Source organism: Pseudomonas sp., from assembly GCF_049653025.1.
Classification (GTDB): domain Bacteria; phylum Pseudomonadota; class Gammaproteobacteria; order Pseudomonadales; family Pseudomonadaceae; genus Aquipseudomonas.
This window is the reverse complement of record NZ_JBASFM010000007.1, coordinates 91,443-117,548: the sequence shown is the minus strand read 5'-3', so window position 1 is coordinate 117,548 and position 26,106 is coordinate 91,443. Positions and strand designations below refer to the sequence as shown.

The following is a 26,106-nucleotide window of genomic DNA, read 5'->3' as shown; positions in this document are numbered from 1 at the left end:
GGCCAAGCCCCTTTAGCCGTGCAGCGGCGCAGCGGCTTCAGCCAGGGCGCGCCAGTCTTCACGCTCCGGGATACCCGGCTTGCGCGCGCCAAACAGTTGCACCACCAACTCGCCCTGAGCATCGAAGGCTTCCCAACTGGTGATCACGCCGTCGCTGCTCGGCTTACGCACGCGCCACAACTCGGTGACGCCCGGGGTTTTCAGGTGCAGGTTGAACTCGGGGTCGAGCACGTTGAACCAGGTGTCCATCCAGCGCAGGTTCTTCACCGGTCCGGAGTGGATCTGGATGCAGTGGCGATTGCCGACAAACACCATCACCGGCACTTCACGCACGCCCGCTTCTTCCAACAGCTTGGGCAGCTCGCGCACATCCAGCGGCTCGGCCCACTCGCGGCCTGCCAGACGCAGCGCCTGGGTACGCGTAGTGCCGTGTTTCTTCAGCAGAGCGAAGAAGTGGTGAGTGTCCTTCAGGGTCGACCAGCCGACGCGCAGGGCATTTACATCGATCACCGCATCGGCCTGCGCCGGGGCGGCATCCGGCAGCGGCTGCAGATCCAGCACCGGGCTCTGCTCGGCGGCCTGGAAGCGCTCAAGCAAGGGGTTCCAGGCGCTCAACTCGCTGGTCTCGGTGAGGAACACCTTGTGCACCGCAACGCCCTGCCGATCGAACATCTGGATGCTGCGCTGGGTGCCCTTGCCAGTCTGCTCCTCAATGGCGAACACACTGGCCCAGCCGCCGAGGAACAGGCGCAGGTCGATATCGGCCGAGACCACCAGGCCCATCTGCCCGCTCGCCATCACCGTCACCTCGCGGTAGTAGCCCTTGCGTTCGTGCACGCAGTGTTCGTTGCGGGTCAGCGCCATCACATAGCCCAACTCGCCAAGAGCTGGCAGCAGCTCGGCCCAGTCGGTGCGCAGGCGTACAGCATCGACACCGAGGCGGCTGGCAATCAGCTCGGCCTCACTGACGGCCAGATGCTCAGCGGCATCGCGGGTGCGCAGGCGCGGCTGCTCGCCACGCAGGCGTTGCCAGGCTTGGTAAAGGTCATTGCTGGTGGAAGCGGCTTGGATTTGCGCAGTCATGATGGAACTCCTTCAGGATCAACGGCTCGCCGTAAGGGCGAATTGAATAGGGATTTGCACGCGGCTGGGCACGCTCTGGCCGTCCAGCATCTCGGGGCGAAAGCGCCAGCCGGACACGGCCTCAAGCGCCGCGCTGTCGAGGCTGGCGACGCCAGAAGAGCGCAGTAATTTGAGTTCGCGCTGGCGGCCTAGCTCGTCCAGGCGCACCTCGACCAACACCACGCCCTGCTGATTGCGCCGCCGCGCCTGGCTCGGGTAACGCGGCGCAGGCGGCGGTGAAACAAAACTGGGTTGCTGGCTGAACACCTCACGCGGGGTCACCCGTGCTGGGGCGGATTGAGCCTGAGCGGCCGAGCGACTGACGCTGGCCATGCTGGGCAGCGCCGACTGTGGCGCAGGTGCAGCAGCAGGCTTGGCCGCCTGACGTGGACGCGACTCGGCGTGCGCGGTCTTGATCTGAGCAACCGGCAAGCTCGGCTTACGGGCCGGCAACTGCGCTACCGGCGGCTTCGGTTTAGCTGCCGGCGCAACCTCAGGCTTGCTCACAGCGGGCGGCGCAGCGCTCAAACGTGGGGCCGACGGCGCGGGGGGGCTCGATAGATCAATCATCTGCACCGCCATCACCGCCGGGGCATCCAGCTGCACACCCGCCTCCGCCTGAATATCGCGCAGCAGCAAGCCGACGCCGATATGCAGCGCAACGGACAACAGCAGGTAGAGCGGCAAACGCAGCATTGGATTGTCGAACCATACAAATACGAATCTATTTGATAACTATTTGCATTTAACCGTCAAGCTGGTTATGTTCGCCGCCGACGCCAACCCAGCAGTCGCCACACCACGCTGAACACCCCAGCAGAGGGAACGGGCCCGGATGCTCGTAACGATGATGGCTCACAGGACCTGAGCTCAGCCCGCAGCGCGCCTGTCGCACGCAGGGCCGTCCAGCACGTGCCGGCCGCAGAACCCAGGAGTAAGTTCATGTCGATTCGCCCCCCGTTTGCCCGCCGCCCTTGGCTCGCACTATTGTTGCTGACGCCGTCACTGGCCCTTGCAGCCGAGAAAACCGCGACCCAATTCGATACCGTCACCGTCACCGCCACGCGTAATGAACAGACGCTGGACAAGGTGCCGAGCACCGTTTCAGTCGTGACCGAACGTGATATCGATCAGAAGAACGTGAAGAACATTCAGGATCTGGTGCGCTATGAGCCCGGCGTCACCGTCGGCGGCACCGGCAGCCGCTTCGGCCTGGCCGGCTTCACCATCCGCGGCATTGGCGGTAACCGCGTGCTGACCCAGGTAGACGGCGTGCCGACCCCGGATGCCTTCACCTTCGGCCCCTTCCTTGATGCGCGGCGCAACTACGTCGACCCGGACACCGTGAAGCAGGTGGAAATCATCCGTGGCCCCGCCAGTTCGCTGTATGGCAGCGACGCGATTGGCGGCGCAGTGAGCTTCCTGACCAAAGATGCCGGCGACTATCTGGATGACGGCGATGACGTCTATGCGCGCCTGAAGACCGGCTACAACGGCGCCGACGACAGCTGGATGCGCAGCACCACCCTGGCCGCGCGCCAAGGCCAGTTCGATGGCCTGCTGCACCTCGGCCGCCGTGACGGCCAGGCCCTGGACACCTACGGTGGCCGTGGCGGCATCGGTGCCGCGCGCGAAGAAGCCAACCCGCAGGATTACCGTGCGGACAACCTGCTGAGCAAACTCGGCTGGAACTACAACGACACTGACCGCCTGCAACTGACTTACGAAACCCTCGAAGACAATGCCGACACCCAGGTACTCAACGAATACAGCACCACCGCCACCGTGCGCACCTCCGATGCCACGGACACCACCGACCGCCAGCGCGTCAGCCTGCAACACCAGTTCGAGCTGGGCAGCGTGATCGCCGACCGCGTCGACTGGCAGCTGAGCTATCAGGACAGCCAGATCCGTCAGCGCACCGAGCAAACCCGCTTCAGCGCTGGCCGCCTGCGCGAGCGTGTGCGCGACTCTACCTACCAAGAGAAGCTGTGGGCGTTCAACGGCAAGTTCGACAAACTGTTCGAAATCGGCAGCGCCAAGCACCAGCTGGTCTACGGCGTCGACGTCAAGCGCCTGGAAAGCAGCGACCTGCGCCGTGGCGGCGAGGTCTATGCCAGCAATGGCATGCCGGTACCGGCCATTCCGGGCGATGAAACCTTCCCGCTGAGCGACTTCCCCGACCCGACCGCCACCGAGTACGCACTGTTCGCCCAGGACAGCATCGAAATCGGTCGCTGGACCCTGCTGCCCGGCGTGCGCTACGACCATTACGAGATGAAACCGGACGTCACTCAGGAATACCTGAACAGCAAACCGGTGAACAAAGACCCGTCGGACTACAAGGACGATGCGATCTCACCCAAGTTCGGCGCGACCTACCAGCTTGACGACGCCCACAGCGTTTACGGTCAGTACGCCGCCGGTTTCCGCGCACCCAATGCGGTGGATATCTTCGGTGAGTTCATCAACTTTGCCCGCGGCTACCAGACCATCGCCAACCCCGACCTGAAAGCGGAAACCAGTGACAGCTACGAGCTCGGTCTGCGCGGCAAATACAGCGCCGGCAGCTTCGGCCTGGCGCTGTTCTACAACCGCTACGACGACTTTATCGAGCAGGTCACCCTGGCCAACGACCCGACCGGCAACAACCGCATGACCTTCCAGTACCAGAACCTCGATCGCGTCACCATTCGCGGCGCGGAAGCCAAAGGCGAGTTGTTCCTCAACAGCGTCGGCCTGCCCGACGGCACCCGCCTGCGTGGCGCGATTGCTTATGCACGCGGCAAGGATGAAGCCAGCGGCCAGCCGATAAACAGTGTTGATCCGCTGAAGGCGGTATTCGGTCTCGGCTATGACGCCCCCAGCGGACAGTTCGGCGGCGAGCTGGCCTGGACCCTGGTGGCGGCCAAGGATCGCGTCGACGAAACCCAGATCGCCAACCAGTACGAACCCTCCGGCTACGGCCTGCTCGACCTGACCGGCTACTGGCAGGCGACTGAGCAGTTCTCGGTCAACGCCGGCCTGTTCAACCTGGGTGACAAGCAATACTGGCAGTGGGGCGATGTGCGCAGCCTGACTGAAAACAGCGCCAGCCTGGGCCGCTATACCCAGCCAGGCCGCCACGCGGCGGTCAATCTGGTCTGGGAAATCTGACCTAGTTACACGTCTGCCGCGCGATTAACTAGTCGCGAAAAAGAGCTCCACTTGGCGCAAGGATGCGCCCTCCTCTTTCACTTCCACGCCAGGGCGGCATAATGCCGGCCTGTCGGGGAGGTTCCTATGTTGCGTTTATGTGCACCGGATGAAGTGGCCGAAGGCCAGAGCCGGGGCTTCGAGATTGCAGGCGAGAAGCTGTTTGCCGTGCGCAAGGACGGCCAGTTGTATGCCTACCGCAATCGCTGCCCGCACCGCGGCATCCCCCTGGAATGGCTGCCCGACCAGTTTCTCGATCACAGCGCCAGCCTGATCCAGTGCGCCACCCACGGCGCACTGTTTCTGATCGAATCCGGCGAATGCGTCGCCGGCCCCTGCGCCGGGCAATCGCTGCAAGAACTTGCCATACGTGAGGATGATCAGGGCGTCTGGGTTGATCTAAACAACATTTAAGAACCCTAAAGTCCCGCAGTAGCCAAACGCTGCGCATGCTCAACAAACAGCTTGACCGGCTCGGCGCCTTTGCCGACCAGGCCGAAGGTCTGATTGATGATGTCGAAGTGATCCATCGGGTACTGATCACCAATCACCGAGCCTAGGTGTGAGCTGTAGCGCCCGACCATGCCATCGCACTGCCCCGGCTCACGCTGAAAGGTTTTGGCAAACATCCGGCAGGCGACATTCGGCCCATCGAAGCGGTTACCGCCTTTATCGGTGATCCCCGGCTGAATGGTGCCGGACCAGGAGTAGTAGCGCACGCCGTTGACCTCGGCCGCGCCCTCACCGCCCCATACTTCAGGCAAGCCCTGCGGATACTGCACATTAAAGGCCGCCACGCCTTCGCTGGTCAGCGATTGCTGCGCTGCTGCCACATCCATCGGCAGTGGTTCGCCTTTGTAGCCGCGCTCCAGCCAGGCCATGCACCGCGCCACACCACGCAGCAGACGCGCCAACAGACGCTCACGCCAGCTGCCGTGCGGGGCTTTGCGTTTGAGAAAATCCGCCAGCTCCGAGCCATGATTGGGCCCGGCCACCGAGGTCACGGACGCCACCCACTCGGGTTTTAGCGCCGCCGCATAGCGCGCCGTCAATGCACCCTGGCTATGGCCGATCAGATGCACCTTTTCTGCGCCGGTCTGCTGCAACACATCGGCGATGCGCAGCAGCAGTTGCTCGCCGCGCACCTCGGTGGAATGCACCGAAGACACCAGCACCGGGAAGACTTTTGCACCGATGCGGCGCAGCGCCGTGACGATACCGTACCAGTAGGGGTAACCAAGCAGGCTGACAAAACCGAGCAAACCTGGCACCAAGACCAGGGGATAACGGGGTGCAGAAGATGTCGACATAGCAAACCATCCTTGTGTCATACCGCCGAGAAAGAAGTACAGAACCACGAAGCATGCCAATGCCGCTCGTGGGAAAACTGGGCCGCCTGACATATAGTCCCGGCTTCTCTTTGCGCTGCCATGACCATGCACACCATCGAACGGATTTACCCGAAGGATCTCAACCCGCAGAGCCCGGATGACCAGGCCAGCCTGCAGATTCATATGCAGCGCTATGAGTTCGCCGCTAAGCACCTCAGCGGCCAGCGCGTACTGGATATGGCCTGCGGCTGCGGTTATGGCACGGCGCTACTGGCCGAACGCAACTCGGACAAGCAGGTCACCGGCGTCGACATTGACCCTGCGGCCATTGCCTACGCTCGCGAGCATTACCAGCTGGCCAATCTGCGTTATGAATGTGCCGATGCCGAACAGTTCAGCAGCGACCAGGGCTTCGATTGCATCGTCAGCCTGGAAACCATCGAGCATCTGCCGCGCCCGCAGGTGCTGCTGGCCAACTATGCGCGGTTACTGGCTGAGGGCGGCAAGGTCATCGCTTCGGTGCCGATCACTCCAACCCTGGACGGCAACCCCCACCACCTGCACGACTTCAGCAAACGCAGCTTTTATGCACTGTTCCGCCAGCAAGGGCTGCATGCCCGCCAGCACTTGGAACAGATTCAGTGGTGGCAGTTCAAAGGTTTGTTCTCGAAGCAGGCCGATCAACAGAAACAGCACCGCTCAGAAGGGGTCGGCAATGCTGTGCTGTTGTACTACCGCAAGCGCCCGCTGTACCTGTTCAGCCGGCTGTATTCGATGCTGCGCTACGGCTTTAGCAACCGCTATCTGACTTGCGTCTTCACACGCCAGCCGGCATAGCCTCGACCGGACGACGGCGGTAGATCCAAATCCGCCTAAGCACAGTCGAGAATTGATGCCACAGGCTGCCGTTGTTATAGACCTGACCATAACGCTCGGCGATCTCGCGCACTTCTACGGCCAACGCCGCATAACGCCGCGCCGGCAGGTCGGGGAACAGGTGGTGTTCGATCTGGTGGCTAAGGTTGCCGGTGAGGATATGGAACAGCGGCCCGCCGTTGAGGTTGCTGGAACCGCGCAGCTGACGCAGGTACCAGTGACCACGGCTCTCGCCGACCACCGACTCCTTACTGAACACAGCCGCCTGCTCGGTAAAGTGGCCGCAGAAGATCACCGTAAAGGTCCACAGATTGCGGATCAGGTTGGCCAACACATTACCGGCCAACACCGCCACGGCATTGGCTCCGATTAACAGCGCCAGCAGCGGGAAAAACAGGTAATCCTTGCCCCACTGACGGAGGATCTTGGCGTTGAACTGCTTGATCAGCGGGCGCACTTCCTCTTTGCTCAGCCGGCCCTTGTAGACCTTGTCCAAGCGCAGGTGCTGCACCGCGATCGAGTACTGGAACAGCACCGCCTGAATCGTTACCCACAGCGGCTGCCAACGGTAGAACGGTTTCCAGCGCTGCTCGGGAAACAGCCGCACCACGCCATAACCGACGTCATCGTCCATGCCCAGCACATTGGTCCAGGTGTGGTGCACATGGTTGTGGGTGTGCCGCCAGAAATCACTGGGCCCGGCGATATCCCACTCATAGCTGCGCCCGGCAAACTCCGGGTCATTCATCCAGTCGTACTGGCCGTGCATGACGTTATGGCCCAGCTCCATATTCTCCAGAATCTTGCCCAGGCCCAGTAGCAGCGTGCCGAGCAGCCAGGTCGGCGGAAACCAACCGAACATCAGCAGACTGCGTCCGCCCCAGCAACAGCAGCGCACCGCCGCGCGAATACGGCGGATATAGCGCGCATCCACCTCGCCCAGATCGGCCAGGGTACGTTGGCGCAGGGCGTCCAGCTCGTTGCCGAAGGCGTTCATTTCATCCGTGGAAAGTTCGCGATCACCACGCATGGGGATTCCCTCGCAAGTTAAAGATCAATCTCGACATCGGTGTGCGGCGCGCTGACACATAAGCGGATCGGCTGACCCGGCTCGCTGAACAACAGGCCGCTGCGCAAATCGCGCACCGTGCCGCTGAGCAAGGTGCAGGTGCAGCTGGCGCAGATACCCTGGCGACAACCATGGGCCGGCGTCAGGCCCTGGGCCTCGGCCTGTTCCAGCAGGCTGCGCTGGTTATCCGCCGGCGCCACCCAATGACTGCGGGCAAAGCCCAGGCGCACCTCGCGGCGCTGGCTATCGAGTTGCAACGCCGGCGGGGTAAACGCCTCGTACTGCAAGCCTCCCACCTGGTTTGCGCCTTGCCACCACTGCTGCACCTGCGCGACAAACCCGGCCGGGCCGCAGGCCAGTACGCTGCGCTGCGCCAGCCCGGTGATGTCGGCCAGGTGTTCGACGCAGAATCGCCCCTGCAGCTGGCTGGCATCGGCGGGTGCCGCGCTTAACGACCAGCGCACCTGCACGTTGGCGTATTGCGCCTGCAAGGCCTGCAACTCGGCGACGAACGCCCGCTGGCCCTGCTCGCGCACGTAATGCAACAGACTGACCGGCGCACTGAAACCCTGCGCCAGCGCCGTACGCAACAGGCCCAGCAACGGCGTGATGCCACTGCCCGCGGCCAGCAGCAGCAACCCCTGCGCCTGTTCGGGCCAGCTCAGCTCGCCATACACCGGCCCCAGCTCCAGCAACTCGCCCACCGCCAGGTGCTCCAGCAGGTAAGGCGACACCCGCCCGCCCACCTGGCGCTTGATCGCGATCTCCAGGCTGCCATCCGGGCGAAGCGCCGTCAGGCTGTAACTGCGGCTCAGGCGCACGCCGTTGCGCTCGAGGTAAAGCTGCACATGCTGGCCCGGCAAGGCCCCACGCCAGTTGCCATTGGCGCGCAGGGTCAGCGCCAGCATGTCGTCGGCCACCCACTGCCGCGCCGTTACCCGGGCCATCACCCGGCTCAAGCGCAAGGCCGGGTGCAGCAACGCCAGCCAGGCATCGACATCGCTCTCGCGCAGCCAGCCGCGCGCAACCAGAGCCCGCAAGGGGCGCAACCCACCGGAGAGTCCACGTATCCAGGCAAAAGGCATCAGGGTCATAATCGCCACTCCAGTGAACAATTGTTCACCAGACTGGCAGAGCATATTCATTCAGTCAACACTCGTACACTCAAACGAACGCAACCCAACAGTGGTTCGACGCGGACAAAGGCCATTTGCTAGAGTGCGGCGCTTGCTTACCCAAGCCTGCCCTTATTGGATGCCCACAGCCGATGCAGCCGCGCGCCGAACAAAAACTGCAAACCCGCCACGCCCTGATGGATGCCGCGCGCAGCCTGATGGACAGTGGTCGCGGCTTCGGCAGCCTGAGCCTGCGTGAAGTCGCGCGCAGTGCCGGCATCGTGCCGACCGGCTTCTACCGGCATTTCGAGGACATGGACGCACTCGGCCTGGCGCTGATCGCCGAGGTCGGTGAAACCTTCCGCGAAACCATCCGCCAGGTGCGCCACCATGAGTTCGAACTGGGCGGCGTGATCGACGCCTCGGTGCGCATCTTCCTCGACGCGGTAGCGGCCAACCGCTCGCAGTTCCTGTTTCTCGCCCGCGAGCAATACGGCGGCTCGCTGCCGGTGCGCCTGGCCGTGGGCGCGCTGCGCGAGCGCATCACCGCCGACCTGGTCGCCGATCTGGCCGTCATGCCGAAGCTGCAGCACTTCGATACCCCGGCGCAGAACGTGATCGCCGACCTGGTGGTAAAAACCGTATTCGCCACCCTGCCCGAGCTGATCGACCCACCCGCAGCGCCCCTGCCGATGCACGCCTCGCCCGAGGTCAAGATGATCGAGCAGCTGCGCTTTATCTTTATCGGTGCCAAGCATTGGCAGGGACTCGGCCAGACCCGCGACTAGCAGGCTGTTGAAAAACTACCTGCGTTGCCGATGCAGCGTTAAAAACAGGCTCGGAATGCTCATTTACAGCTCGTAAACTCCGCTTCCTCGCCTGTTTTTGCCTTGCCTCGGCGGCCTCGCCTACGTTTTCAACAACCTGCTACCAGCCGCACCAAAAGCGAGCATTAAACCAGCACACGCACCAAACCCAACCCCATCACGCGCCAATTTCAGCCACAGCAACACCCGCGCGCCCCGCTCTGCGTGGCGCAATGGCAGCTTGGCAAGGCACTTGCTCTATAACCGGCATTGCCCTGCCGGAAACTGCCCCATGTTGGTGATTCACCGCCGTATTGCCGCCCAGTCGCACTGGGATGCCGAACTCGAACTGAGCTTCGAGGCCCGCAGCAAAAGCCGTCTGCGCTGCTTCAGCCGCACGGGTGAGGATGTCGGCCTGTTCCTCGAACGCGGCCAACCCGCCCTGCACGACGGCGAATGCCTGCAAGCCGAAGACGGCCGCATCGTGCGCGTGGTCGCCCGCGCCGAACCGCTGCTGCATGTGACCTGCGCCAACCCCTTTGAGCTGATGCGCGCCGCCTATCACCTGGGCAACCGCCATGTCGCCCTGCAACTCGGCGATGGCTGGCTGCGCCTGCCGGATGACTATGTGCTCAAGGCCATGCTCGAACAGCTCGGCGCGACGGTGCAGCTGATCGAAGCGCCCTACCAGCCCGAGCAAGGTGCCTATGGCGGCGGCCATCACCACTCGCATGCCGGCGATGCCGAATTCAGCTATGCGCCGCGCCTGCATCAATTCGGTGCACGCAAGTGAATAAAGCCTGGCAGCTACTCCGGCTCGCCAGCCCGCAGCTGCCGATTGGCGGTTATAGCTATTCCCAGGGCCTGGAAATGGCCGTGGAACAGGGCCTGGTCGATAACGCGGAAAGCGCACAGCGCTGGATTGCCGATCAGTTGCTGCTCAATCTCGCGCGCTTCGAAGCGCCGTTACTGCTTGCCCATTGCCAGGCCGCCGCGAGCGAGGACTGGGCGCAGCTGCGCCACCTGGCCGAACAACAACGCGCCAGCCGGGAAACCCGCGAGCTGCGCCTGGAGAGCCGGCAGATGGGTTACTCCCTGCAGCAGTTGCTTAGCGGCCTGCCGGAGCTGGATCAGCCGGCGCAGCAGCTGTTTAGCGAGCTGGACGAACCCGGCCTGGCCGCTGGCTGGGCGCTGGCGGCACGGGCCTGGCAGATCGAGCCAGAGGATGCGCTCGCCGCCTGGCTCTGGGGCTGGCTGGAAAACCAGCTGGCAGTGCTGATGAAGACCCTGCCGCTGGGCCAGCAAGCCGCCCAGCGCCTGACCTCGCAATTGCTGCCGCTGCTCGATCAGGCGCAACGCCAGGCTAGCGAGTTAGAACCGCAACACTGGGGCAGCGCCGCCTTCGGCCTGGCCCTGGCGAGCATGGCGCACGAGCGCCAGTACAGCCGTTTATTCCGTTCTTGATGATAAGGAAAACTCAACCATGAACAGCCAACCCCTGCGCATTGGCATCGGTGGCCCGGTCGGCTCCGGCAAGACCGCCCTGACCCTGGCTCTGTGCCTGGCCCTGCGCGAGCGCTACAACCTGGCGGTGGTAACCAACGATATCTACACCCAGGAAGACGCGCAGTTTCTGGTGCGCAACGAAGCCCTGGCCCCAGAGCGGATCATCGGCGTGGAAACCGGCGGCTGCCCGCACACGGCGATCCGCGAAGACGCCTCGATCAACCTGGAAGCGGTCGACCAGCTCAACCGACGCTTTCCGGGACTGGACCTGATCATCGTCGAATCCGGCGGTGACAACCTCTCGGCCACCTTCAGCCCGGAGCTGTCGGACCTGACCATCTACGTGATCGACGTGTCCGCCGGCGACAAGCTGCCGCGCAAGGGCGGCCCGGGTATCTGCAAGTCCGACCTGCTAGTGATCAACAAGGTCGACCTGGCCCCACTGGTCGGTGCCTCGCTGGAGGTGATGGAGCGCGACACCCTGAAGATGCGCGGCGACAAGCCATTCGTGTTCAGCAACCAGAAGGTCGGCCAGGGTCTCGAGCAGATCATCGCCTTTATCGAACAGCACGGCATGCTCACCGCAGCCTGAGAACCTGCTTACGATCTGCTGCGCGTCGGCCATTCGGCGTTAAAAACAACCTCGGAATGCTCATTTACAGCTCGTAAACTCCGCTTCCTCGGCTGTTCTTGCCTTGACTGGCTCTAGCTCGCGAGATCGTAAACAGGTTCTAAGTACAACCCCATTCAGTCAAGGAGACACCCCATGAACCTGCGCAAAACCCTGTTCGCCATTGCCTTGTTTCTCAGCCCAGCGGTGGCCTTCGCCCACGCTGGCCACGACCACTCCGGGCTGCTGGCCGGTCTGGCGCACCCGGTGTTCGGCCTCGATCACCTGTTGGCGATGCTCGCCGTCGGCCTGTGGGCCGCGCAGCAATCCGGCGCGGCGCGCTGGGCGCTGCCGCTGACCTTTGTCGGCACCATGCTGGTCGGTGGCCTGCTCGGCTTTAACGGCGTGCAGATCCCGCTGATGGAAACCGGCATAGCCGCTTCGGTATTGGCCTTCGGCCTGCTGGTGGCCGTGGCCATTCGCCTGCCGATGCTGATTGCCATCGGCCTGACTGCCCTGTTCGCCCTGACCCACGGTGTCGCCCACGGCCTGGAACTGCCGGACCTGGCCAGCCCATGGGGCTATGCCGTCGGCTTCGTAGCTGCCACTGCGGCCCTGCACGCCAGCGGTTACGCCCTGGTGCGCCTGTTGCCACAAGCGGCTGCGCCCGTGGTGCGGGTGCTCGGCGCGGCCTCGGCAGTTACCGGTGCCTGGTTGCTGGCGGGTTAGCCGAACCATGTGGCGGGCCGCTCATATCCACTGCGCTTTAGCCGCGAATGGCCGCAAACGTCGGCGTACTGTCGCGTTTCGTCTCTCGCCTGGCATTAGCGGCTTTGTCATAGTCTTGGCGTATAACAACCGCCTCTCTTGCCCCTGTGGAACTTCGCCATGCTGCGCGCCGCCCGCTTTCTGCTGATCCCGCTACTACTGCTCGCCATTGTCCTTAGCGCCCTGGCCCTGACCAGCCAGCCGGCACGCCCGGCAGCCGTTTTCAGCGGATTGGGCGAGCAGCCGCTGGTGATTGCCCACCGTGGCGGCAAAGGCCTGTGGCCGGAGAACAGCCTGTTTGCCTTCGAACGCGCTAGCGCGCTGGGCGTGGACATGCTGGAAATGGACGTGCACCGCTCGAGCGACGGCGAACTGGTGGTGATCCACGACCGCACCCTGGACCGCACCACCGATGGCCAGGGCCCGGTCGCCAAGCACAGCCTGGCGCAGCTGCAGGCGCTGGATGCCGGCTACCGCTGGAGCGCCGACGGCGGCCAGAGCTACCCCTACCGCGGTCAGGGCGTGCGCATTCCACGCTTTATCGAGGTGCTCGAACGCTTCCCCGAACAGGCCAAGGTGATCGAGATCAAGGTGCCGGATGTCGGCATGGAAGCGCAGCTGTGCGAAGCCCTGAAAGCTCATCAGCAACTCGACCGGGTGATAGTCGGCAGCTTCTATGACCGCAGCCTGCAGCTGTTCCGCGAGCAATGCCCAGGCGTTGCCACCTCCGCCGGCCCCGGCTCGGTGCGCCTGCTGGTGGCGCTCAACTGGCTCGGCCTGGCCAACCTGTTGTCGCCTTCCTACCAGGCTCTGCAAATTCCCGAAGCCCACGACGGCCTGCAAGTCGCCAGCCCCCGCCTGCTGAAGAACGCCCAGGAACGTGGGCTCAATGTGCAGCTGTGGACCATCAACGAACAGCCGGACATGCGCCGCCTGCTCGACCTCGGTGCCCACGCGCTGATCACCGACTACCCGGATCGCGCCCTGCAGGTACTCGGGCGCTCGACGCAGATAAGCGCCCTGGCAACCGAATAGAGCGCTGTACAAAAAATCGTCGGGAGCGATTTTTGACGTCGCTCCGCGAGGGCCCCGAAGGGGTGACCGCCAGGGATGGCGCTGTACAAAAAACAACCTGGAGCGTTCAGCCCACGCCCACCGTGGCCTGAACGCAAGCGTGCGCAGCTTATCCACAGATCACTCCACAGCAACTTGGGATAAGTTATCCACGTCGCACCCCGGCCATACGGCAAACCCTTGAAATAGCGCGATTATTGCTTGACTCAGCGCGCCGAAAATGACGCTTTCAGATGTAACGGCAAGCTGTTTAAAAATCGATCAACTCGCGCAAAACCACGCTTGATCAGGGCTTCAGGCAGGCATACCAGAGTTATCAACAGCTCTACCCACAGTAGTCGTGGACAACTTCAGCGCTACCCCATCGCGCCCTGAATAACCAGGCTAACCTGTTGTTTATACGATAAATAATCACCTGAACAAAAAACGTACAACTGCCGCAAAGAGCCACACGACTAAGCCTGCAAGCGCCTGCGCCCACCTTATCCACAGTTCGCTCCACAGTCTTTGTGCACAACTGGCCGCGCACTGCCGCAAGGGCTGTGTATAAAGCCAAAAGCGGCTTCTGCCTATGACCGTCATCGAGACAATCAACCGCCCCGCCGCAGGGCATTGGCGTAACGTCGCCTGATCCATCAAGGAGATACGCCCATGCCTCTCAATGAACTATTGCGCAGCCTGCTCGCGGCCTACGCCGGGGGTGCCAGCGGCAGCGCGGATTAAAGCCAGCGCCCTCCAGAAACCTGCCTGAGATTTCGCGTCGCCCTGCACATGCCGGGCCGCTGCCTATGGCTGAGGCGTGCTGACTCACGTATAAATCAGCGCAAAGCCGCGCGCTGCTTTAGCGCCGCGCACCTCTGCTTACAGCCCATAGAAAAGGAATCCTCTGCATGGCCGGTGCCAGCCTGTTAACCCTGCTCGATGACATCGCCGCCGTCCTCGACGACGTGGCGGTAATGACCAAAGTCGCGGCGAAGAAAACCGCCGGCGTACTCGGCGACGACCTGGCGCTGAATGCCCAGCAGGTCAGCGGCGTGCGCGCCGAACGCGAGCTGCCGGTGGTGTGGGCGGTGGCCAAGGGCTCGTTCAAGAACAAACTGATTCTGGTGCCCGCCGCCCTGCTGATCAGCGCCTTCGCGCCCTGGGCGGTGACGCCGTTGCTGATGTTCGGCGGCGCATTCCTGTGCTTTGAAGGCTTCGAGAAACTGGCGCACAAGTACCTGCACAGCCAGGCCGAGGATCAGGCGCAGCATGCAGAATTGCTGCACGCCGTGGCTGACCCCGAAGTGGACATGCTGGCGTTTGAAAAGGACAAGATCAAAGGCGCGATCCGCACCGACTTTATTCTCTCCGCGGAAATCATCGCCATCACCCTCGGCACTGTGGCCCTGGCCAGTTTCGGCAAGCAGGTAGCCGTGTTGTCGGGGATTGCCATCGTGATGACGGTCGGGGTTTATGGCCTGGTGGCGGGTATCGTCAAACTGGATGACGCCGGCCTGTACCTTAATCAGCGCGCTGGCGAAGGCCTCGGCACACGCCTGCAACGCGCCCTCGGCCGCGGCCTGCTGCTGACCGCGCCCTATCTGATGAAAGCCCTATCGGTACTGGGCACCGCCGCGATGTTTATGGTCGGTGGCGGCATCCTTACCCATGGCGTACCGGCGCTGCACCACGGCATCGAACAACTCACCGCCCAGCTGGCGACCAGCAGCGGCCTACTCGCCGCCCTGCTGCCAACCCTGTTGAATGCCATAGTCGGGATTATTGCCGGGGCCGTTGCCCTGCTGCTGGTCAGCCTGGCCACGCGCCTCTGGAAAGCCGTGAAACCGAGCAAGGCGCAAGCCTGATCGAGCGCCGGCCGCCATCCCCTGGCGGCCGGACTCACGGGTTACCCCGCCTGCTGCATGATCACCGTCTGCGCCGGCATCGGCGCCGGGAAGCCGCCTTCGCCGAGGGCATCCTTGATCATCCTGTTGGTATCGAAATACACCTGCCAGTAGTGGTCGGTGTGGCAATACGGGCGCACCGCCAGCACCGGCCCGACCAGGTTGAATTCGATAATCTCCACATCCACCGCCGGTTCAGCCAACACGTTGGCAATCGTGCCAATGCGCTGTTTAAGCAGCGCCGCAGCCGCTTTGTAGTCCGCCGCGCCGGACAGCTGCGCCTGCAGGTCAACGCGGCGGTAAGCGTTGTGACTGAAGTTCTGGATGTTGTCGGAGAAGATCTTGTTGTTACCGACCAGAGTCATCACGTTGTCCGGCGTGTTGATCGCGGTGACGAACAGGCCAATCTCGGTGACGGTGCCGACCACGCCACCGGCGCTGATAAAGTCGCCGACCTTGAACGGCCGCAGCACGATGATAAAACCGCCCGCTGCGAGGTTAGCCAGCAGCCCCGACCAGGCCATGCCAATCGCCAGGCCGACCGCCGCAATCAGCGCCGCCAGGCTGGTGGTCTGCACGCCGAAGTAACCGAGAATGCCAATCACCAGAATGATGTTCAGGGTCACCGAGATAAAGTTGCCGACATAACGCAGCACCGTCGGGTCGACTCGCTGCTGACCCAAGGCTTTCTGCACCATGCCGACCGCAAAGCCGATCAGCCAGCGCCCGATCACCCAGAAGGCAATCGCCGAGACAATCTTGATGGCAAAGGCCGCGCCGTATTGCGCGACCAGGTTGTAGAGGTCGGCGGCTTTCTCGGTACCGAGATTGATCAGGTTGGTTTCTTCCATGGTGTAACTCCCAATGAATGTTCCCCGGGAACGCTAGCACGCACTTGGGCAACCGTCGAAGCGCCTAGCACCGTACTTTCAAGCCAGCCCGCCGGATAACGGCATAACCGTGACCTGCACCTCGGGGTCGTGGCTGCCGCCGCCGAGAATCACCCCGCGCAGCGGCGAGACATCGGCAAAGTCACGACCCCAGGCCAGGGTGATGTGCTCCAGGGCCGGGCGGATATTGTTGGTCGGGTCGAAATCCACCCAACCCTGCTGTGGGCAGAACACCGAGACCCAGGCGTGCGAGGCATCTGCGCCGATCAGCCGGAGCTGTCCGGGCGGCGGCTGGGTCAGCAGATAGCCACTGATATAGCGCGCCGCCAGGCCGCGTGAACGCAGACAGGCGAGCATCAGGTGGGCGAAGTCCTGGCACACCCCGCGCCTCTCCTCCAGCACCTGCAGCAACGGCGTCGCCACCTGGGTGGCGGCGGCGTCGAAGCTGAATTCAGCGAAAATCTTCTGCATCAGCGCCTGCACCGCCAGCAGCAACGGCCGCCCGGCCGGGAAACAGTCGGCGGCATAGGCGGCGAAAACCTGCTTGAGGTGCACATAGGGCGACTCGAAGCGATAGCGCGCCGCCTCCAGCACGCCGGGCAGCAACGCCTGGCCGCTGTAACGCAGCGCCGTGCAGGCCTGCTCCCAGGCGGGCGACTGGGTTAAATCCAGCTCGCCCCGCGCCAGCACCTCGACCCGCAGGCGCGCGCTGACCTTGAGTTCATCGTGCGGGCGCTCGAACACCAACCGAGTCAGCGGGTTGCCGAACACATCCAGGGCATCCTGGCGCTGACAGGGCTGCGGGCTGACCTGCAGCTGCTGCTCATGGTTGCGCTGCCAGGCGCAATCGCGCGGCCACAGGTGCGCCAGTTGCTGCGCCAAGGACACCGGCGCGGCGTAGCGGTAATGGGTGTCGTGAAGAATCTGATAGAAGGCGCTGCTCATGACGACTGGGTCCGCTGGCTGGCATCGACATGGGCGAAGAAGCGCAGGCCCAGGCGGTCGGAGGTTTCCGCAGCGGCCTGACTCAGCGCTTCGAGCAGCGCGGCCAATCCACCGAGCACCTCGTTCACCCCGCTGCTGCCAAACAAGGGGTTTTCCAGACTGCTCAGGCTAAAGCGCGCCAACTGCTGTTCCAAATGCTGCAAGCGCCGTTCGGCCGGTAGCTCGAAGCGTTCACCCAAACGCTCCAGCGAACGCAGCAGGGTGCGCACCTGAAACAGCACGGCATGGGGGTTCTGCTCATCCAGCAACAACAGGTCGAGCACCGGAATCAGCTGCGCCGAGGCCAGGTAACGGGTGCGGTAGGTGATGCTGCTATTACCCAGCTCCAGCAGCCATTCCAGCGCCGACTGATCATTCACCGCGTTACTACGGAGGAAGTTCGCCAGGCTGTCGCAGAGAAACTGCAGACGCTCGATGCAGCGGCCGATCATCAGGAAACGCCAGCCGTCATCGCGGGTCATGTCATCCAGGGCAAAGCCGGACAGCGCCGCCAGCGACATCAGCACGCGGTTGAGAAACTCCAGCAGCTCGCCGAAGTCGGCCTGCTCGGTTTGCAGGACCTGGGCCTCGCGCTGCAACTCCAGCAGCGCCTGCCAGTTGGCCTGGGACAGCTTGCCGCGCACGCTGCCGGCCACCCACTGCAGGCGTTGCAGGTTGGCGCGCAGGCTGTCCGGCCACTCCTCGCCGAGCAGCGCTTCGAGCAGACGCTGCTGCAACTCGCCGCTGTCGGCATCCGGCAGCAGGCCCAGGCTTTCGCCCAGGCCCAGGGCGGTTTGCAGGGCCTGCGGGTCATCATCATCGTCAACGTAGCGCGCCAGCATGATCCGCAGCAGGCGCGCACCATCCTCGCAGCGCTCGCTGTAGCGGCCGAACCAGTAGAGGTTCTCCACCACCCGCGACGGCAGAAACGGGTCACTGCGCACCAGGTCAGCTACCCCCAGTGGGCGCAGCCACTGCCAGGGTTCGCCGCTGACGCTGCGATCACCGAGCACCCAGGTGTCCTTGCTCGCGCCGCCACGCTGCATCGACACCACCTCGGCGTCGGCCTCGGCGGCTACCCGGGTCAGGCCGCCCGGCATCACCCGGTAACCGTCGGCGCTGGCCACGGCGAAGACCCGCATGCCAATTGCGCGGGGTTGCAGGCTGGCGTCTTCGGCCTGCCACACCGGCGCTTGCGACAGCTGCGCCAACGCCTGCGCCACATAGGCGTAGGGCCGCGCCCTGAGGCGTTCGGCCAGCTCGGTGCGCTGCTGGGCATTCAGGTTGCGGCCAAACTGCGGGGCAAAGCTCTGCGAAGGGAAGCTGGCGCGCACCAGCAACTCATCGAGTTTTTCCAGCGCTTCCTCCAGCACCGGCGGCTCGCCGCACCACCAGCTGGCGATGCTCGGCAGCAGCAACTCCTCGCCGAATAACTTTTCTGCGATGGCCGGCAGAAAACCCGGCAGCCCTGGCGATTCCAGCACACCGCTGCCGAGGGCATTGGCCACCAGCACATTGCCCTGGCGCACCGCTTCGAGCAGGCCGGACACGCCGAGGGCCGAGTCGGTGCGCAGTTCCAGCGGATCACAGAAGTCATCATCCAGACGGCGCAGCACTGCATGCACGCGGCGCAGGCCGGCCAGGGTTTTCAGGTAGACCTTGGCCTCGCGCACGGTGAGGTCGCTACCTTCCACCAGCGGATAACCGAGCTGGCGCGCCAAATACAGGTGCTCGAAATAGCTCTCGTTAAACCGCCCCGGCGTCAGCAACACCACCAGCGGCGTCTCGCCGTCCGCCGGGGCCTGGCGCGCCAGGGTGTCCTGCAGAGTGCGGAAGAAACCGCCGAGGTACTGCACGCGCAGGTCACGGTACAGATCGGGAAAGGCGCGCGAGACGATCTGCCGGTTTTCCAGGGCGTAACCGGCACCGGAAGGCGCCTGGGTGCGGTCGGCGGTGACCCACCAGCGCCCATCCGGAGCGCGGGCCAGATCCACCGCATACAAATGCAGGTAGGTGCCGCCGGGCGGCTGCACGCCTTGGCAGGGCCACAGGTAATTGTTGTGGCCGAAGATCAGCTCGGCCGGCAGCAGGCCGTCGGCCAGCAGTTGCTGCGGGCCATAGAGATCGGCCAGCACGGCATTTAACACACCAGCCCGCTGCGCCACGCCAGCGGCGATCTGTTGCCACTCTTCAGCCGGAATCAGATTGGGCAACAGGTCCAGTTCCCACGGCCGGTCGGCGCCATCGGGATCGGCGTAGATGTTGTAGGTCACGCCGTTTTCCTGAATCTGCCGCGCCAGCAACGCCTGGCGCTGCGCCAGTTGTGCCGGGCTGCTGCACTGCAGGCGCTCGAACAGCTGCTGCCAGTGCGGGCGCACCTGGCCATCGGCATCCAGCAGCTCGTGGTAGGCCCCGGCGTTCAGCGGGTAATCGGCAAGCAGATCAGGCATGGCAGGCTCAGTAAAAGGTTCTGGCATTTGCAGGTTTAGTTATACGCGGGAGCCAGCGTGCCGGCCCCGCAGCAAACCGTCTAGCTAAGGCGCAAATCCAGGGTCATCGGCAGTTCATTATTATTGATCGCCGCCAACAGCGGACGCTTGCCCGGACTATGGCCAAGGCGGAAGAAGCGCGCCAGCCGGCGGCTCTCGGCTTCATAGGCATTTACCGGCAGGCTGTCGTAGCTGCGCCCGCCGGGGTGGGCCACGTGGTACTGGCAGCCGCCGAGGGAACGGTTCATCCAGGTGTCGATCAGGTCGAAGACCAGCGGCGCATGCACCTCGATGGTCGGGTGCAGGCAGTTGGCCGGCTGCCAGGCACGGTAACGCACCGCGCCAACAAACTCGCCGACCTTGCCGGTGGGCCGCAAGGGCATCGGCACGCCGTTACAGGTCAGCATATAGCGATCCGCGGCCATGCCCGTCACCTTCACTTGCATACGTTCCAGCGAGGAATCGACATAGCGCACCGTGCCGCCGCCACCGCCCTCCTCGCCCAGCACGTGCCAGGGCTCCAGAGCCTGGTGCAGTTGCAGCTCGATACCCTTGACGTTGAAGTCGCCAACCTTGGCAAAGCGGAACTCGAAATGCGCGGCAAACCACTCACGACACAGCGCGTAACCGCTGCCGCCCAACTCCTGCAGCACATCGGCAAAATCCTGCTCGATAAAGTGCGGCAGCAGGAAACGGTCATGCAGTTCGGTGCCCCAACGCACCAGGCGCTTGGGCTTGTAGGGCTCGCGCCAGAAGCGCGCGACCAGGGCGCGCAGCAACAGCTGCTGAGCCAGGCTCATCTGCGCGTGGGGCGGCATCTCGAAGGCGCGCAGCTCGAGCAGGCCGAGACGGCCGGAAGCCGAGTCCGGCGAATACAGTTTGTCGATGCAGAACTCGGCGCGGTGGGTGTTACCGGTCACGTCCACCAGCAGGTTGCGCAGCAGGCGATCGACCAGCCAGGGCGGGCAATCGCGGCCCGCCTCGGGCATCTGCGCGAAGGCGATTTCCAGCTCGTACAGCGCATCATTGCGCGCCTCGTCGACGCGCGGGGCCTGCGACGTCGGGCCGATAAACAGGCCGCTGAACAGGTAGGACAGCGACGGATGGTTGTGCCAGTAACTGATCAGGCTGCGCAGCAGATCGGGGCGGCGCAGGAAGGGCGAATCAGCCGGCGTCGCGCCACCGAGGACGAAATGGTTACCGCCGCCGGTGCCGGTGTGACGGCCGTCGAGCATAAATTTCTCGCTGGAGAGGCGACACTGGCGAGCTTGCTCATAGAGAAACTCGGTGCGTTCGACCAGCTCATCCCAGCTGGCTGCCGGGTGGATATTCACCTCGATCACGCCCGGGTCCGGGGTCACCCGGAAGAACTGCAGGCGAGGGTCCAGAGGCGGCTCATAACCTTCCAGCAGCACCGGGCATTTCAGCTCGGCGGCGGTGGCTTCGATGGCAGCCACCAGTTCCAGGTAATCCTCCAGGCGTACCAATGGCGGCATAAACAGATAGAGCTTGCCGTCGCGCGGTTCGGCGCACAGCGCGGTGCGCACCACGGCGGCGGCGGACTGGCCGAGCAGCGGGCGCTTGGCCGCACCGTTCTGGCTACCCGGCCAGACGCCACGCAGCTGCGGTTTGATCTGCGCCGCAGCCGGCAGCGGGGCAAACACCTGCGACGGATCTTCCGGGGTTACGTAGGGGTAATCGGCCTCGCTGACCCAGGGCTGCGAGTCCAGCGGCAGGCGGTAGCCCATCGCCGAATCGCCCGGCACCAGGCGGCAATGCTGATCACGCAAAAACCAGCTGCCACTCTGCCAGCCCTGCTGTTTGGCATGCCGGGCCAGCGGCAGGATATGCCCGACCACCTTGTCCAGGCCCTGCTCAAACACCTTGCGCAGGCGCTCGCGCTCCAGCGGGTCGGCCAAACGCGGGTCTTCGGCGCTAACGTTGATCGGCAGCTTGCGTTCGCGCCAGAGGTAATAGAAGCGGTCTTCATAGGCTGGAATGCGGTATTTGCCATCGACGCCCAATCGCTCGGCCAGCACGCCGAGAAAGTCCGCCGCCTGCGCCGCATCGACGCCGTAATCCTTTTGCTCATCGGCGTACAGCGCCGGGTTCTGCCACAGCGGCTCGCCATCGCGACGCCAGAAGCAGTTGAGTGACCAGCGCGGCAACTGCTCGCCGGGGTACCACTTGCCCTGGCCGAAATGCACCAGCGCGCTCGGCGCGTAGTGTTCACGCAAACGATGAAACAGCTCAGTGGCCAGGCGGCGCTTGTTCGGCCCGAGGGCAGCGGTATTCCACTCTGGGTCATCGGGGTAGTCGAGGGCGACAAAGGTCGGCTCGCCGCCCATGGTCAGGCGCACGTCCTGCTCTTGCAGGTCTTCATCGATCTGCTGGCCGAGCGCGACAATCGCCTGCCACTGCTCCTCGCTGTAGGGCTTGCTAACCCGTGGTGCTTCCCAGATGCGCTCGACCCACATCTCGTGGCTGAACTCGCACTCGCATTCATCCACGCCGCCGCTGATCGGTGCCGCCGAGGACGGCTCGGGACTGCAGGCCAGCGGAATATGGCCTTCACCGGCGAACAGCCCGCTGGTGGGATCGAGGCCAATCCAGCCGGCGCCCGGCAGATACACCTCGCACCAGGCGTGCAGATCAGTGAAATCCACCTTGGCACCGCTGGGACCATCCAGCGCCTCGACGTCGGCCTTGAGCTGAATCAGATAACCGGAGACAAAACGCGCTGCCAGGCCGAGGTGGCGGAACAGCTGCACCAGCAGCCAGGCCGAATCGCGACAGGAACCGGAGCCTTTCTCCAGGCTTTCTTCCGGGGTCTGTACCCCCGGCTCCAGGCGGATCAGGTAGCTGATATCGGTGGCCAGGCGCTGATTCAGCGCCACCAGGAAATCCACGCTGCGGGTCGGCGTCAGCTCGATGCTGGCCAGGTATTCGGCGAACAGCTTGCCGGCCGGCAGCTTGAGCAGATAAGGCGCGAGCTCGGTCTGTTCGCCCTCGGTGTAGGCGAAGGGAATCTGCTCGGCATAGGGTTCGAGGAAGAAGTCGAAGGGGTTGAACACCGCCATCTCGGCGACCAGATCGACTTCAACCTTGAGTTCGCGGGTCTTTTCCGGAAATACCAGGCGCGCCAGGTAGTTGCCCTGGGGGTCCTGCTGCCAGTTGATGAAATGCTCGCCCGGCTCGACGCTCAAGGCGTAGGAGAGCACTCGCGTGCGGCTGTGCGGCGCAGGACGCAGGCGGATGACCTGCGGGCCGAGGTTGACTGCACGGTCGTAGCGGTAGTGGCTGACATGGTGCAAGGCGATATGAATCGACACAGCGGGCCTCCTGCGAGCCTGGACGATAACCAGGCAGCGCAAGACTTATGCCAGCGGCCAGAGCCCCGTGGGCCGGGGCTTACGGCCTAAGCCAAGGACCGCCACGCACCAGAACAGGGCCGGCCATGCCCCACGCCTGCTGCAGCGCACGAAAACAGATCGCGCCTTTAGAGCCTGCTTAAAGGCTCGCGAGCTAGAGCCATGCAAGGCGCTACGTTAGTAACAGCCTCTGGCTGGTCAAAACGGCGAGGAAGCGGAGTGTACTTTTGTACATGAGCATTCCGAGCCTGTTTTTAACGCAGCAGGGCCGACGCGCAGCAGACTTTGAACAGACTCTCAGCAATCCCCGTCCAGGCTGGAGATCCAACGCTGCAGCACCTCGACACCCTCGGCATGCACGGTGGAACGCCCCAGCTCCGGCATCATGATGCTCGGATCGACGCTTTCCACGCGAAACATCAGCACCGATTTATCCGGCTGACCGGGATGGATATCCACCAGGCGATCGCCGGAGCCCTTGCCGGCGGCCACCGGCTGTTTGCACAGGCCGAAGGGAATGCCGACAGCGGTGCCCGGATCGAGCGTCAGGCCCGAGGTACGCCCTGGCCCCTTGGGGTTATGGCAGTGGCTGCAATTGGCATCCAGGTAGCTGCGCGCTTGCTGCTCCAGGCTTTCGCCACTGCGCGGCGTCGGCCACAGCGCGTTTTGCGGCACGCCCTGCAACTCGGCCGGCAAGCCTTGCAGTCGGCCCTGTTGCTGCCAGTGCTGCAACTGGTTATGCGTACCATCGGCGTAAGCGAAGTCCTTGTTCAGATGCCGCGCCTTGGGGCCCAGCGGGTTGACGCCCTGCCCCGTGCGCTCCTCATGACAGCCAGCGCACTGGTTGGCGTCGGGTACCTGATAGGCCACTGGCTGAGTCTGGCCCTGAGCATCGAGCAGGCTCAGCTCGCGGCTGTCGCCAGCCAATTCCAGGTGCGCCTCCTGCTGTTGCGCATCCCACACATAGGGCAGCGCCACCCAGCCATCCTGCTGCTTGAGCAGGATGCGCGTTTCAATCATCTGCACCCGCGCCAGCTCCAGGCCGCGTTGCGGGTCGCGGTCATCGCGTTCGTTGAGCAACAGGCGACCCTGGGCGTCCTTGGGGTAGTAGAAGGTCTTGCTCAGCACCGTGCCGACGGGGTAGTCGTAATGCGCGTCGCCATAGGTCGCTGCCGTGCCCGCCGGCATCCAGACCGTGCGCAGCTTGTGCGCATAGTCGGTAAACAGCGGGGTATTCAGGTCGTAGGGCAGTGCTTCGGCAATCGGTGCGATAAAACCGTCGGCGCGTTGCAGCATGCCCCACTCACTGAGTGTTTGCGGGTAGTTGTCGCCTTGCGGCAGGTACAGCGGGGCCGGCTGCTGCTCACAGCCGGCCAGGAGCAGCAGCGCCCACAGCAGCAACCTGCGCATCAGGCCCCCTGGCCGGCTTCGGCCGAGGCCAGTTTGACAGCCGGCAAAGGTGCCAGGCTGCAACGGTAATCGGCCATCTCGGTGCTGATGTTCTTGTAGCTGTTCGGCCCGTCGACATTGATCATCCCGGCCTCGCCGTTGTTGATGCAGATCGCCCGGTCGGCCGGCAGCTTGCCGTCGACCAGGATGTCGAGGTTGACGTAACCGTCCCAGAGAATATCCGGCAGGCGGCCATTCAAGCCGAACTGGCTGACCTTAAGCGCTTTCAGCTCCAGGTGATCCGGGCTGTCGCCGCCTGGGCCGAAACGGTTGCCGTGGATATAAATGCCTTCGGGATAGGGGTCAAAGTCCTTCGCCGTGGACAGGTCGGTGTAACCGGTACTGAAGTAGCTGCTGATGATCACGTTGGCGGTCTTGTGATCGCCGATATCGTTGTCGAACACCTCGACATCGTCGTTGGAGTTGATCACCACACCCGAGCCGGCCGGCACACTGGCCACCGGCGTACCTTTGTGGCCGAAGTTGCTGTGGTTGTTACCCTCGACCTTGTTGCGGAACACCCGCGTGCCGCGGCCGGCCTGCGGCAGGTTGGGCATGTTGAACACCAGAATGCCGCCGGTGTTACCGGTGGCGACGTTGTCGTAGACATCGGCGTCGATGGTGTTCTCGATCTCGATGCCGGCGACGTTGCGCTCGGCGCGGCTGTTGCGCACCACCACATTGCGCGACTGACCGACATAGATGCCGGCGTCCGATGCGCCAATGGCCACCGCACCCTCGATCAGGGTGTTCTCGGTCTGCACCGGGTAGATGCCATACGCGCCGTTCTCGGTGGCCGGGCCGTTGGTCCACTCGGTACGCACGCGGCGGATGATGATGTTCTTGCCGCCCACCACTTTCAGCGAATCACCCTTGGTGTCCTCGAAGGCGATGTCTTCGATGGTGAAATCCGAAGCGTCCACCAATAGGCCCTCGGCACCGGACTTCTGCCCTTTGAAGCTCAAGATGGTCTTGTCCATGCCCGCGCCCTTGATGGTCACGCCGCTGACTTTCAGGCTCAGGCTGCGGTCGAGCTGGTAGGTACCGGCCGGGATTTCGATCACGCTGCCGGGCTTGGCCTTGATCAGCTGGGTCTGCAGGTCTTTCTGGAAATCCAGGTTGGCAACCGGGGCTTGTTCTTCGCCGCAAGCGGCAAGCAATACGGACAGGGCGAGCATGGAAAGCGGGGCAAGGCGCATGGCAATCTCCAGCGTTTTTTTATTAAGTGGAACGATAGTACCAACTAATTAAAAAAAGCCAAGCCCCGCGCCACTCACCGCCGCTCAACCTGCCAACTGCCGACCTACGCAGAGCGGCGCGCATCCGTTACCATCGCGGCACTCCCGAGACGAGATGCGGCATGTATATCTACCGATTGGTTCTGATCCTGGTGGTGGGGATTTACCTGTTCTCCCCAGCCATCATGGACTGGTGGATCGACCCCAATGGGGCCTGGTACCGGCCCTACCTGCTGTGGCTGATCCTGATAGTCGTCACCTTTATTCTGCAGAGTCAGCGCGATGCCGATGAACTCTGACCTGCTGCGGCGCGACCTGCGTAACCGC

Annotated in this window: 22 protein-coding genes; 11 read left to right on the top strand and 11 right to left on the bottom strand. The window is 63.6% G+C overall.

Annotated elements, in window-relative coordinates; genetic code table 11:
• Window positions 1-12: 12 nt before the first annotated feature.
• Together WBK23_RS07780 and WBK23_RS07775 are read right to left on the bottom strand one after the other, a co-directional pair.
• Window positions 13-1,083 (bottom strand): hemin-degrading factor, encoded by a 1,071-nt coding sequence (locus tag WBK23_RS07780; RefSeq protein WP_424483410.1) that lies wholly within the window; start codon window positions 1,081-1,083, stop codon window positions 13-15.
• Window positions 1,084-1,101: 18 nt separating this feature from the next.
• On the bottom strand, window positions 1,102-1,818 hold the full coding sequence (locus tag WBK23_RS07775) for an energy transducer TonB (RefSeq protein ID WP_424483409.1): 717 nt from the start codon (window positions 1,816-1,818) through the stop codon (window positions 1,102-1,104).
• Between the two features lie 246 nt (window positions 1,819-2,064).
• On the opposite strand from WBK23_RS07775, the gene WBK23_RS07770 reads away from it, so the two are divergent.
• Both WBK23_RS07770 and WBK23_RS07765 read left to right on the top strand, forming a co-directional pair.
• Complete coding sequence (locus tag WBK23_RS07770; protein WP_424483408.1) at window positions 2,065-4,278, top strand: TonB-dependent hemoglobin/transferrin/lactoferrin family receptor; 2,214 nt, start codon at window positions 2,065-2,067, stop codon at window positions 4,276-4,278.
• 126 nt (window positions 4,279-4,404) lie between these two features.
• Window positions 4,405-4,731, top strand: coding sequence for a Rieske (2Fe-2S) protein (locus WBK23_RS07765; protein WP_424483407.1), 327 nt, complete (start codon window positions 4,405-4,407; stop codon window positions 4,729-4,731).
• Between the two features lie 5 nt (window positions 4,732-4,736).
• On the opposite strand, the gene WBK23_RS07760 is transcribed toward WBK23_RS07765, so the two are convergent.
• Window positions 4,737-5,627 (bottom strand): esterase/lipase family protein, encoded by an 891-nt coding sequence (locus WBK23_RS07760; protein ID WP_424483406.1) that lies wholly within the window; start codon window positions 5,625-5,627, stop codon window positions 4,737-4,739.
• Between the two features lie 120 nt (window positions 5,628-5,747).
• On the opposite strand from WBK23_RS07760, the gene WBK23_RS07755 reads away from it, so the two are divergent.
• The gene (locus tag WBK23_RS07755; RefSeq protein WP_424483405.1) at window positions 5,748-6,485 is read left to right on the top strand and encodes a class I SAM-dependent methyltransferase; all 738 of its coding nucleotides are present in this window, start codon (window positions 5,748-5,750) and stop codon (window positions 6,483-6,485) included.
• Here WBK23_RS07755 and WBK23_RS07750 read toward each other — a convergent pair.
• Window positions 6,466-7,554 carry a fatty acid desaturase family protein gene (locus WBK23_RS07750; RefSeq protein ID WP_424483404.1) on the bottom strand — a complete coding sequence of 363 codons (1,089 nt, stop codon included), beginning with the start codon at window positions 7,552-7,554 and terminating at the stop codon, window positions 6,466-6,468. The two genes, WBK23_RS07755 and WBK23_RS07750, sit on opposite strands and share 20 nt — an antisense overlap.
• A gap of 17 nt (window positions 7,555-7,571) precedes the next feature.
• A complete protein-coding gene (locus WBK23_RS07745; protein WP_424483403.1) occupies window positions 7,572-8,687 on the bottom strand; it encodes a ferredoxin reductase in 1,116 nt (371 codons plus the stop codon).
• A 173-nt stretch (window positions 8,688-8,860) separates the two neighbouring features.
• Between WBK23_RS07745 and WBK23_RS07740 the strand changes: the two genes are divergently transcribed.
• The 7 genes from WBK23_RS07740 (at window position 8,861) to WBK23_RS07710 (ending at window position 15,319) form a co-directional block, all read left to right on the top strand.
• Window positions 8,861-9,496: a TetR family transcriptional regulator gene (locus WBK23_RS07740; RefSeq protein WP_424483402.1), complete on the top strand. Its 636-nt coding sequence runs from the start codon at window positions 8,861-8,863 to the stop codon at window positions 9,494-9,496.
• A gap of 310 nt (window positions 9,497-9,806) precedes the next feature.
• Window positions 9,807-10,307, top strand: coding sequence for an urease accessory protein UreE (ureE, locus tag WBK23_RS07735; RefSeq protein WP_424483401.1), 501 nt, complete (start codon window positions 9,807-9,809; stop codon window positions 10,305-10,307).
• Window positions 10,304-10,978, top strand: coding sequence for an urease accessory protein UreF (locus tag WBK23_RS07730; RefSeq protein ID WP_424483400.1), 675 nt, complete (start codon window positions 10,304-10,306; stop codon window positions 10,976-10,978). Before ureE ends, WBK23_RS07730 begins: the two co-directional genes overlap by 4 nt.
• Before the next feature lie 19 nt (window positions 10,979-10,997).
• Window positions 10,998-11,612 (top strand): urease accessory protein UreG, encoded by a 615-nt coding sequence (ureG, locus tag WBK23_RS07725; protein WP_275961651.1) that lies wholly within the window; start codon window positions 10,998-11,000, stop codon window positions 11,610-11,612.
• 174 nt (window positions 11,613-11,786) lie between these two features.
• Complete coding sequence (locus tag WBK23_RS07720) at window positions 11,787-12,359, top strand: HupE/UreJ family protein (RefSeq protein ID WP_424483399.1); 573 nt, start codon at window positions 11,787-11,789, stop codon at window positions 12,357-12,359.
• Between the two features lie 159 nt (window positions 12,360-12,518).
• Window positions 12,519-13,433 (top strand): glycerophosphodiester phosphodiesterase, encoded by a 915-nt coding sequence (locus tag WBK23_RS07715; protein ID WP_424483398.1) that lies wholly within the window; start codon window positions 12,519-12,521, stop codon window positions 13,431-13,433.
• Between the two features lie 929 nt (window positions 13,434-14,362).
• The gene (locus WBK23_RS07710) at window positions 14,363-15,319 is read left to right on the top strand and encodes a DUF808 domain-containing protein (protein WP_424483397.1); all 957 of its coding nucleotides are present in this window, start codon (window positions 14,363-14,365) and stop codon (window positions 15,317-15,319) included.
• Window positions 15,320-15,360: 41 nt separating this feature from the next.
• On the opposite strand, the gene WBK23_RS07705 is transcribed toward WBK23_RS07710, so the two are convergent.
• The 6 genes from WBK23_RS07705 to WBK23_RS07680 all read right to left on the bottom strand — a co-directional run bounded on the left by WBK23_RS07705 (window position 15,361) and on the right by WBK23_RS07680 (window position 25,740).
• Window positions 15,361-16,209, bottom strand: coding sequence for a mechanosensitive ion channel family protein (locus WBK23_RS07705; protein WP_424483396.1), 849 nt, complete (start codon window positions 16,207-16,209; stop codon window positions 15,361-15,363).
• A 78-nt stretch (window positions 16,210-16,287) separates the two neighbouring features.
• The gene (locus tag WBK23_RS07700) at window positions 16,288-17,193 is read right to left on the bottom strand and encodes a transglutaminase family protein (RefSeq protein ID WP_424483395.1); all 906 of its coding nucleotides are present in this window, start codon (window positions 17,191-17,193) and stop codon (window positions 16,288-16,290) included.
• The gene (locus WBK23_RS07695) at window positions 17,190-19,682 is read right to left on the bottom strand and encodes a circularly permuted type 2 ATP-grasp protein (RefSeq protein WP_424483394.1); all 2,493 of its coding nucleotides are present in this window, start codon (window positions 19,680-19,682) and stop codon (window positions 17,190-17,192) included. Before WBK23_RS07695 ends, WBK23_RS07700 begins: the two co-directional genes overlap by 4 nt.
• A gap of 80 nt (window positions 19,683-19,762) precedes the next feature.
• Complete coding sequence (locus tag WBK23_RS07690) at window positions 19,763-23,053, bottom strand: DUF2126 domain-containing protein (protein WP_424483393.1); 3,291 nt, start codon at window positions 23,051-23,053, stop codon at window positions 19,763-19,765.
• Between the two features lie 336 nt (window positions 23,054-23,389).
• Window positions 23,390-24,502, bottom strand: coding sequence for an SO2930 family diheme c-type cytochrome (locus WBK23_RS07685; protein ID WP_424483392.1), 1,113 nt, complete (start codon window positions 24,500-24,502; stop codon window positions 23,390-23,392).
• A complete protein-coding gene (locus WBK23_RS07680) occupies window positions 24,502-25,740 on the bottom strand; it encodes a parallel beta-helix domain-containing protein (protein ID WP_424483391.1) in 1,239 nt (412 codons plus the stop codon). Before WBK23_RS07680 ends, WBK23_RS07685 begins: the two co-directional genes overlap by 1 nt.
• A gap of 161 nt (window positions 25,741-25,901) precedes the next feature.
• On the opposite strand from WBK23_RS07680, the gene WBK23_RS07675 reads away from it, so the two are divergent.
• Entirely contained in the window at window positions 25,902-26,078 is a 177-nt protein-coding gene (locus WBK23_RS07675; RefSeq protein ID WP_003244646.1) for a hypothetical protein, read from the top strand.
• Window positions 26,079-26,106: the final 28 nt, after the last annotated feature.

What these genes read in the sequence shown, in the direction of transcription:
- WBK23_RS07780 (WP_424483410.1), bottom strand. Translation starts at nt 1,083, where the DNA reads ATGACTGCGCAAATCCAAGCCGCTTCCACCAGCAATGACCTTTACCAA.
- WBK23_RS07775 (WP_424483409.1), bottom strand. Translation starts at nt 1,818, where the DNA reads ATGCTGCGTTTGCCGCTCTACCTGCTGTTGTCCGTTGCGCTGCATATC.
- WBK23_RS07770 (WP_424483408.1), top strand. Translation starts at nt 2,065, where the DNA reads ATGTCGATTCGCCCCCCGTTTGCCCGCCGCCCTTGGCTCGCACTATTG.
- WBK23_RS07765 (WP_424483407.1), top strand. Translation starts at nt 4,405, where the DNA reads ATGTTGCGTTTATGTGCACCGGATGAAGTGGCCGAAGGCCAGAGCCGG.
- WBK23_RS07760 (WP_424483406.1), bottom strand. Translation starts at nt 5,627, where the DNA reads ATGTCGACATCTTCTGCACCCCGTTATCCCCTGGTCTTGGTGCCAGGT.
- WBK23_RS07755 (WP_424483405.1), top strand. Translation starts at nt 5,748, where the DNA reads ATGACCATGCACACCATCGAACGGATTTACCCGAAGGATCTCAACCCG.
- WBK23_RS07750 (WP_424483404.1), bottom strand. Translation starts at nt 7,554, where the DNA reads ATGCGTGGTGATCGCGAACTTTCCACGGATGAAATGAACGCCTTCGGC.
- WBK23_RS07745 (WP_424483403.1), bottom strand. Translation starts at nt 8,687, where the DNA reads ATGACCCTGATGCCTTTTGCCTGGATACGTGGACTCTCCGGTGGGTTG.
- WBK23_RS07740 (WP_424483402.1), top strand. Translation starts at nt 8,861, where the DNA reads ATGCAGCCGCGCGCCGAACAAAAACTGCAAACCCGCCACGCCCTGATG.
- ureE (WP_424483401.1), top strand. Translation starts at nt 9,807, where the DNA reads ATGTTGGTGATTCACCGCCGTATTGCCGCCCAGTCGCACTGGGATGCC.
- ureG (WP_275961651.1), top strand. Translation starts at nt 10,998, where the DNA reads ATGAACAGCCAACCCCTGCGCATTGGCATCGGTGGCCCGGTCGGCTCC.
- WBK23_RS07720 (WP_424483399.1), top strand. Translation starts at nt 11,787, where the DNA reads ATGAACCTGCGCAAAACCCTGTTCGCCATTGCCTTGTTTCTCAGCCCA.
- WBK23_RS07715 (WP_424483398.1), top strand. Translation starts at nt 12,519, where the DNA reads ATGCTGCGCGCCGCCCGCTTTCTGCTGATCCCGCTACTACTGCTCGCC.
- WBK23_RS07710 (WP_424483397.1), top strand. Translation starts at nt 14,363, where the DNA reads ATGGCCGGTGCCAGCCTGTTAACCCTGCTCGATGACATCGCCGCCGTC.
- WBK23_RS07705 (WP_424483396.1), bottom strand. Translation starts at nt 16,209, where the DNA reads ATGGAAGAAACCAACCTGATCAATCTCGGTACCGAGAAAGCCGCCGAC.
- WBK23_RS07700 (WP_424483395.1), bottom strand. Translation starts at nt 17,193, where the DNA reads ATGAGCAGCGCCTTCTATCAGATTCTTCACGACACCCATTACCGCTAC.
- WBK23_RS07695 (WP_424483394.1), bottom strand. Translation starts at nt 19,682, where the DNA reads ATGCCTGATCTGCTTGCCGATTACCCGCTGAACGCCGGGGCCTACCAC.
- WBK23_RS07685 (WP_424483392.1), bottom strand. Translation starts at nt 24,502, where the DNA reads ATGCGCAGGTTGCTGCTGTGGGCGCTGCTGCTCCTGGCCGGCTGTGAG.
- WBK23_RS07680 (WP_424483391.1), bottom strand. Translation starts at nt 25,740, where the DNA reads ATGCGCCTTGCCCCGCTTTCCATGCTCGCCCTGTCCGTATTGCTTGCC.
- WBK23_RS07675 (WP_003244646.1), top strand. Translation starts at nt 25,902, where the DNA reads ATGTATATCTACCGATTGGTTCTGATCCTGGTGGTGGGGATTTACCTG.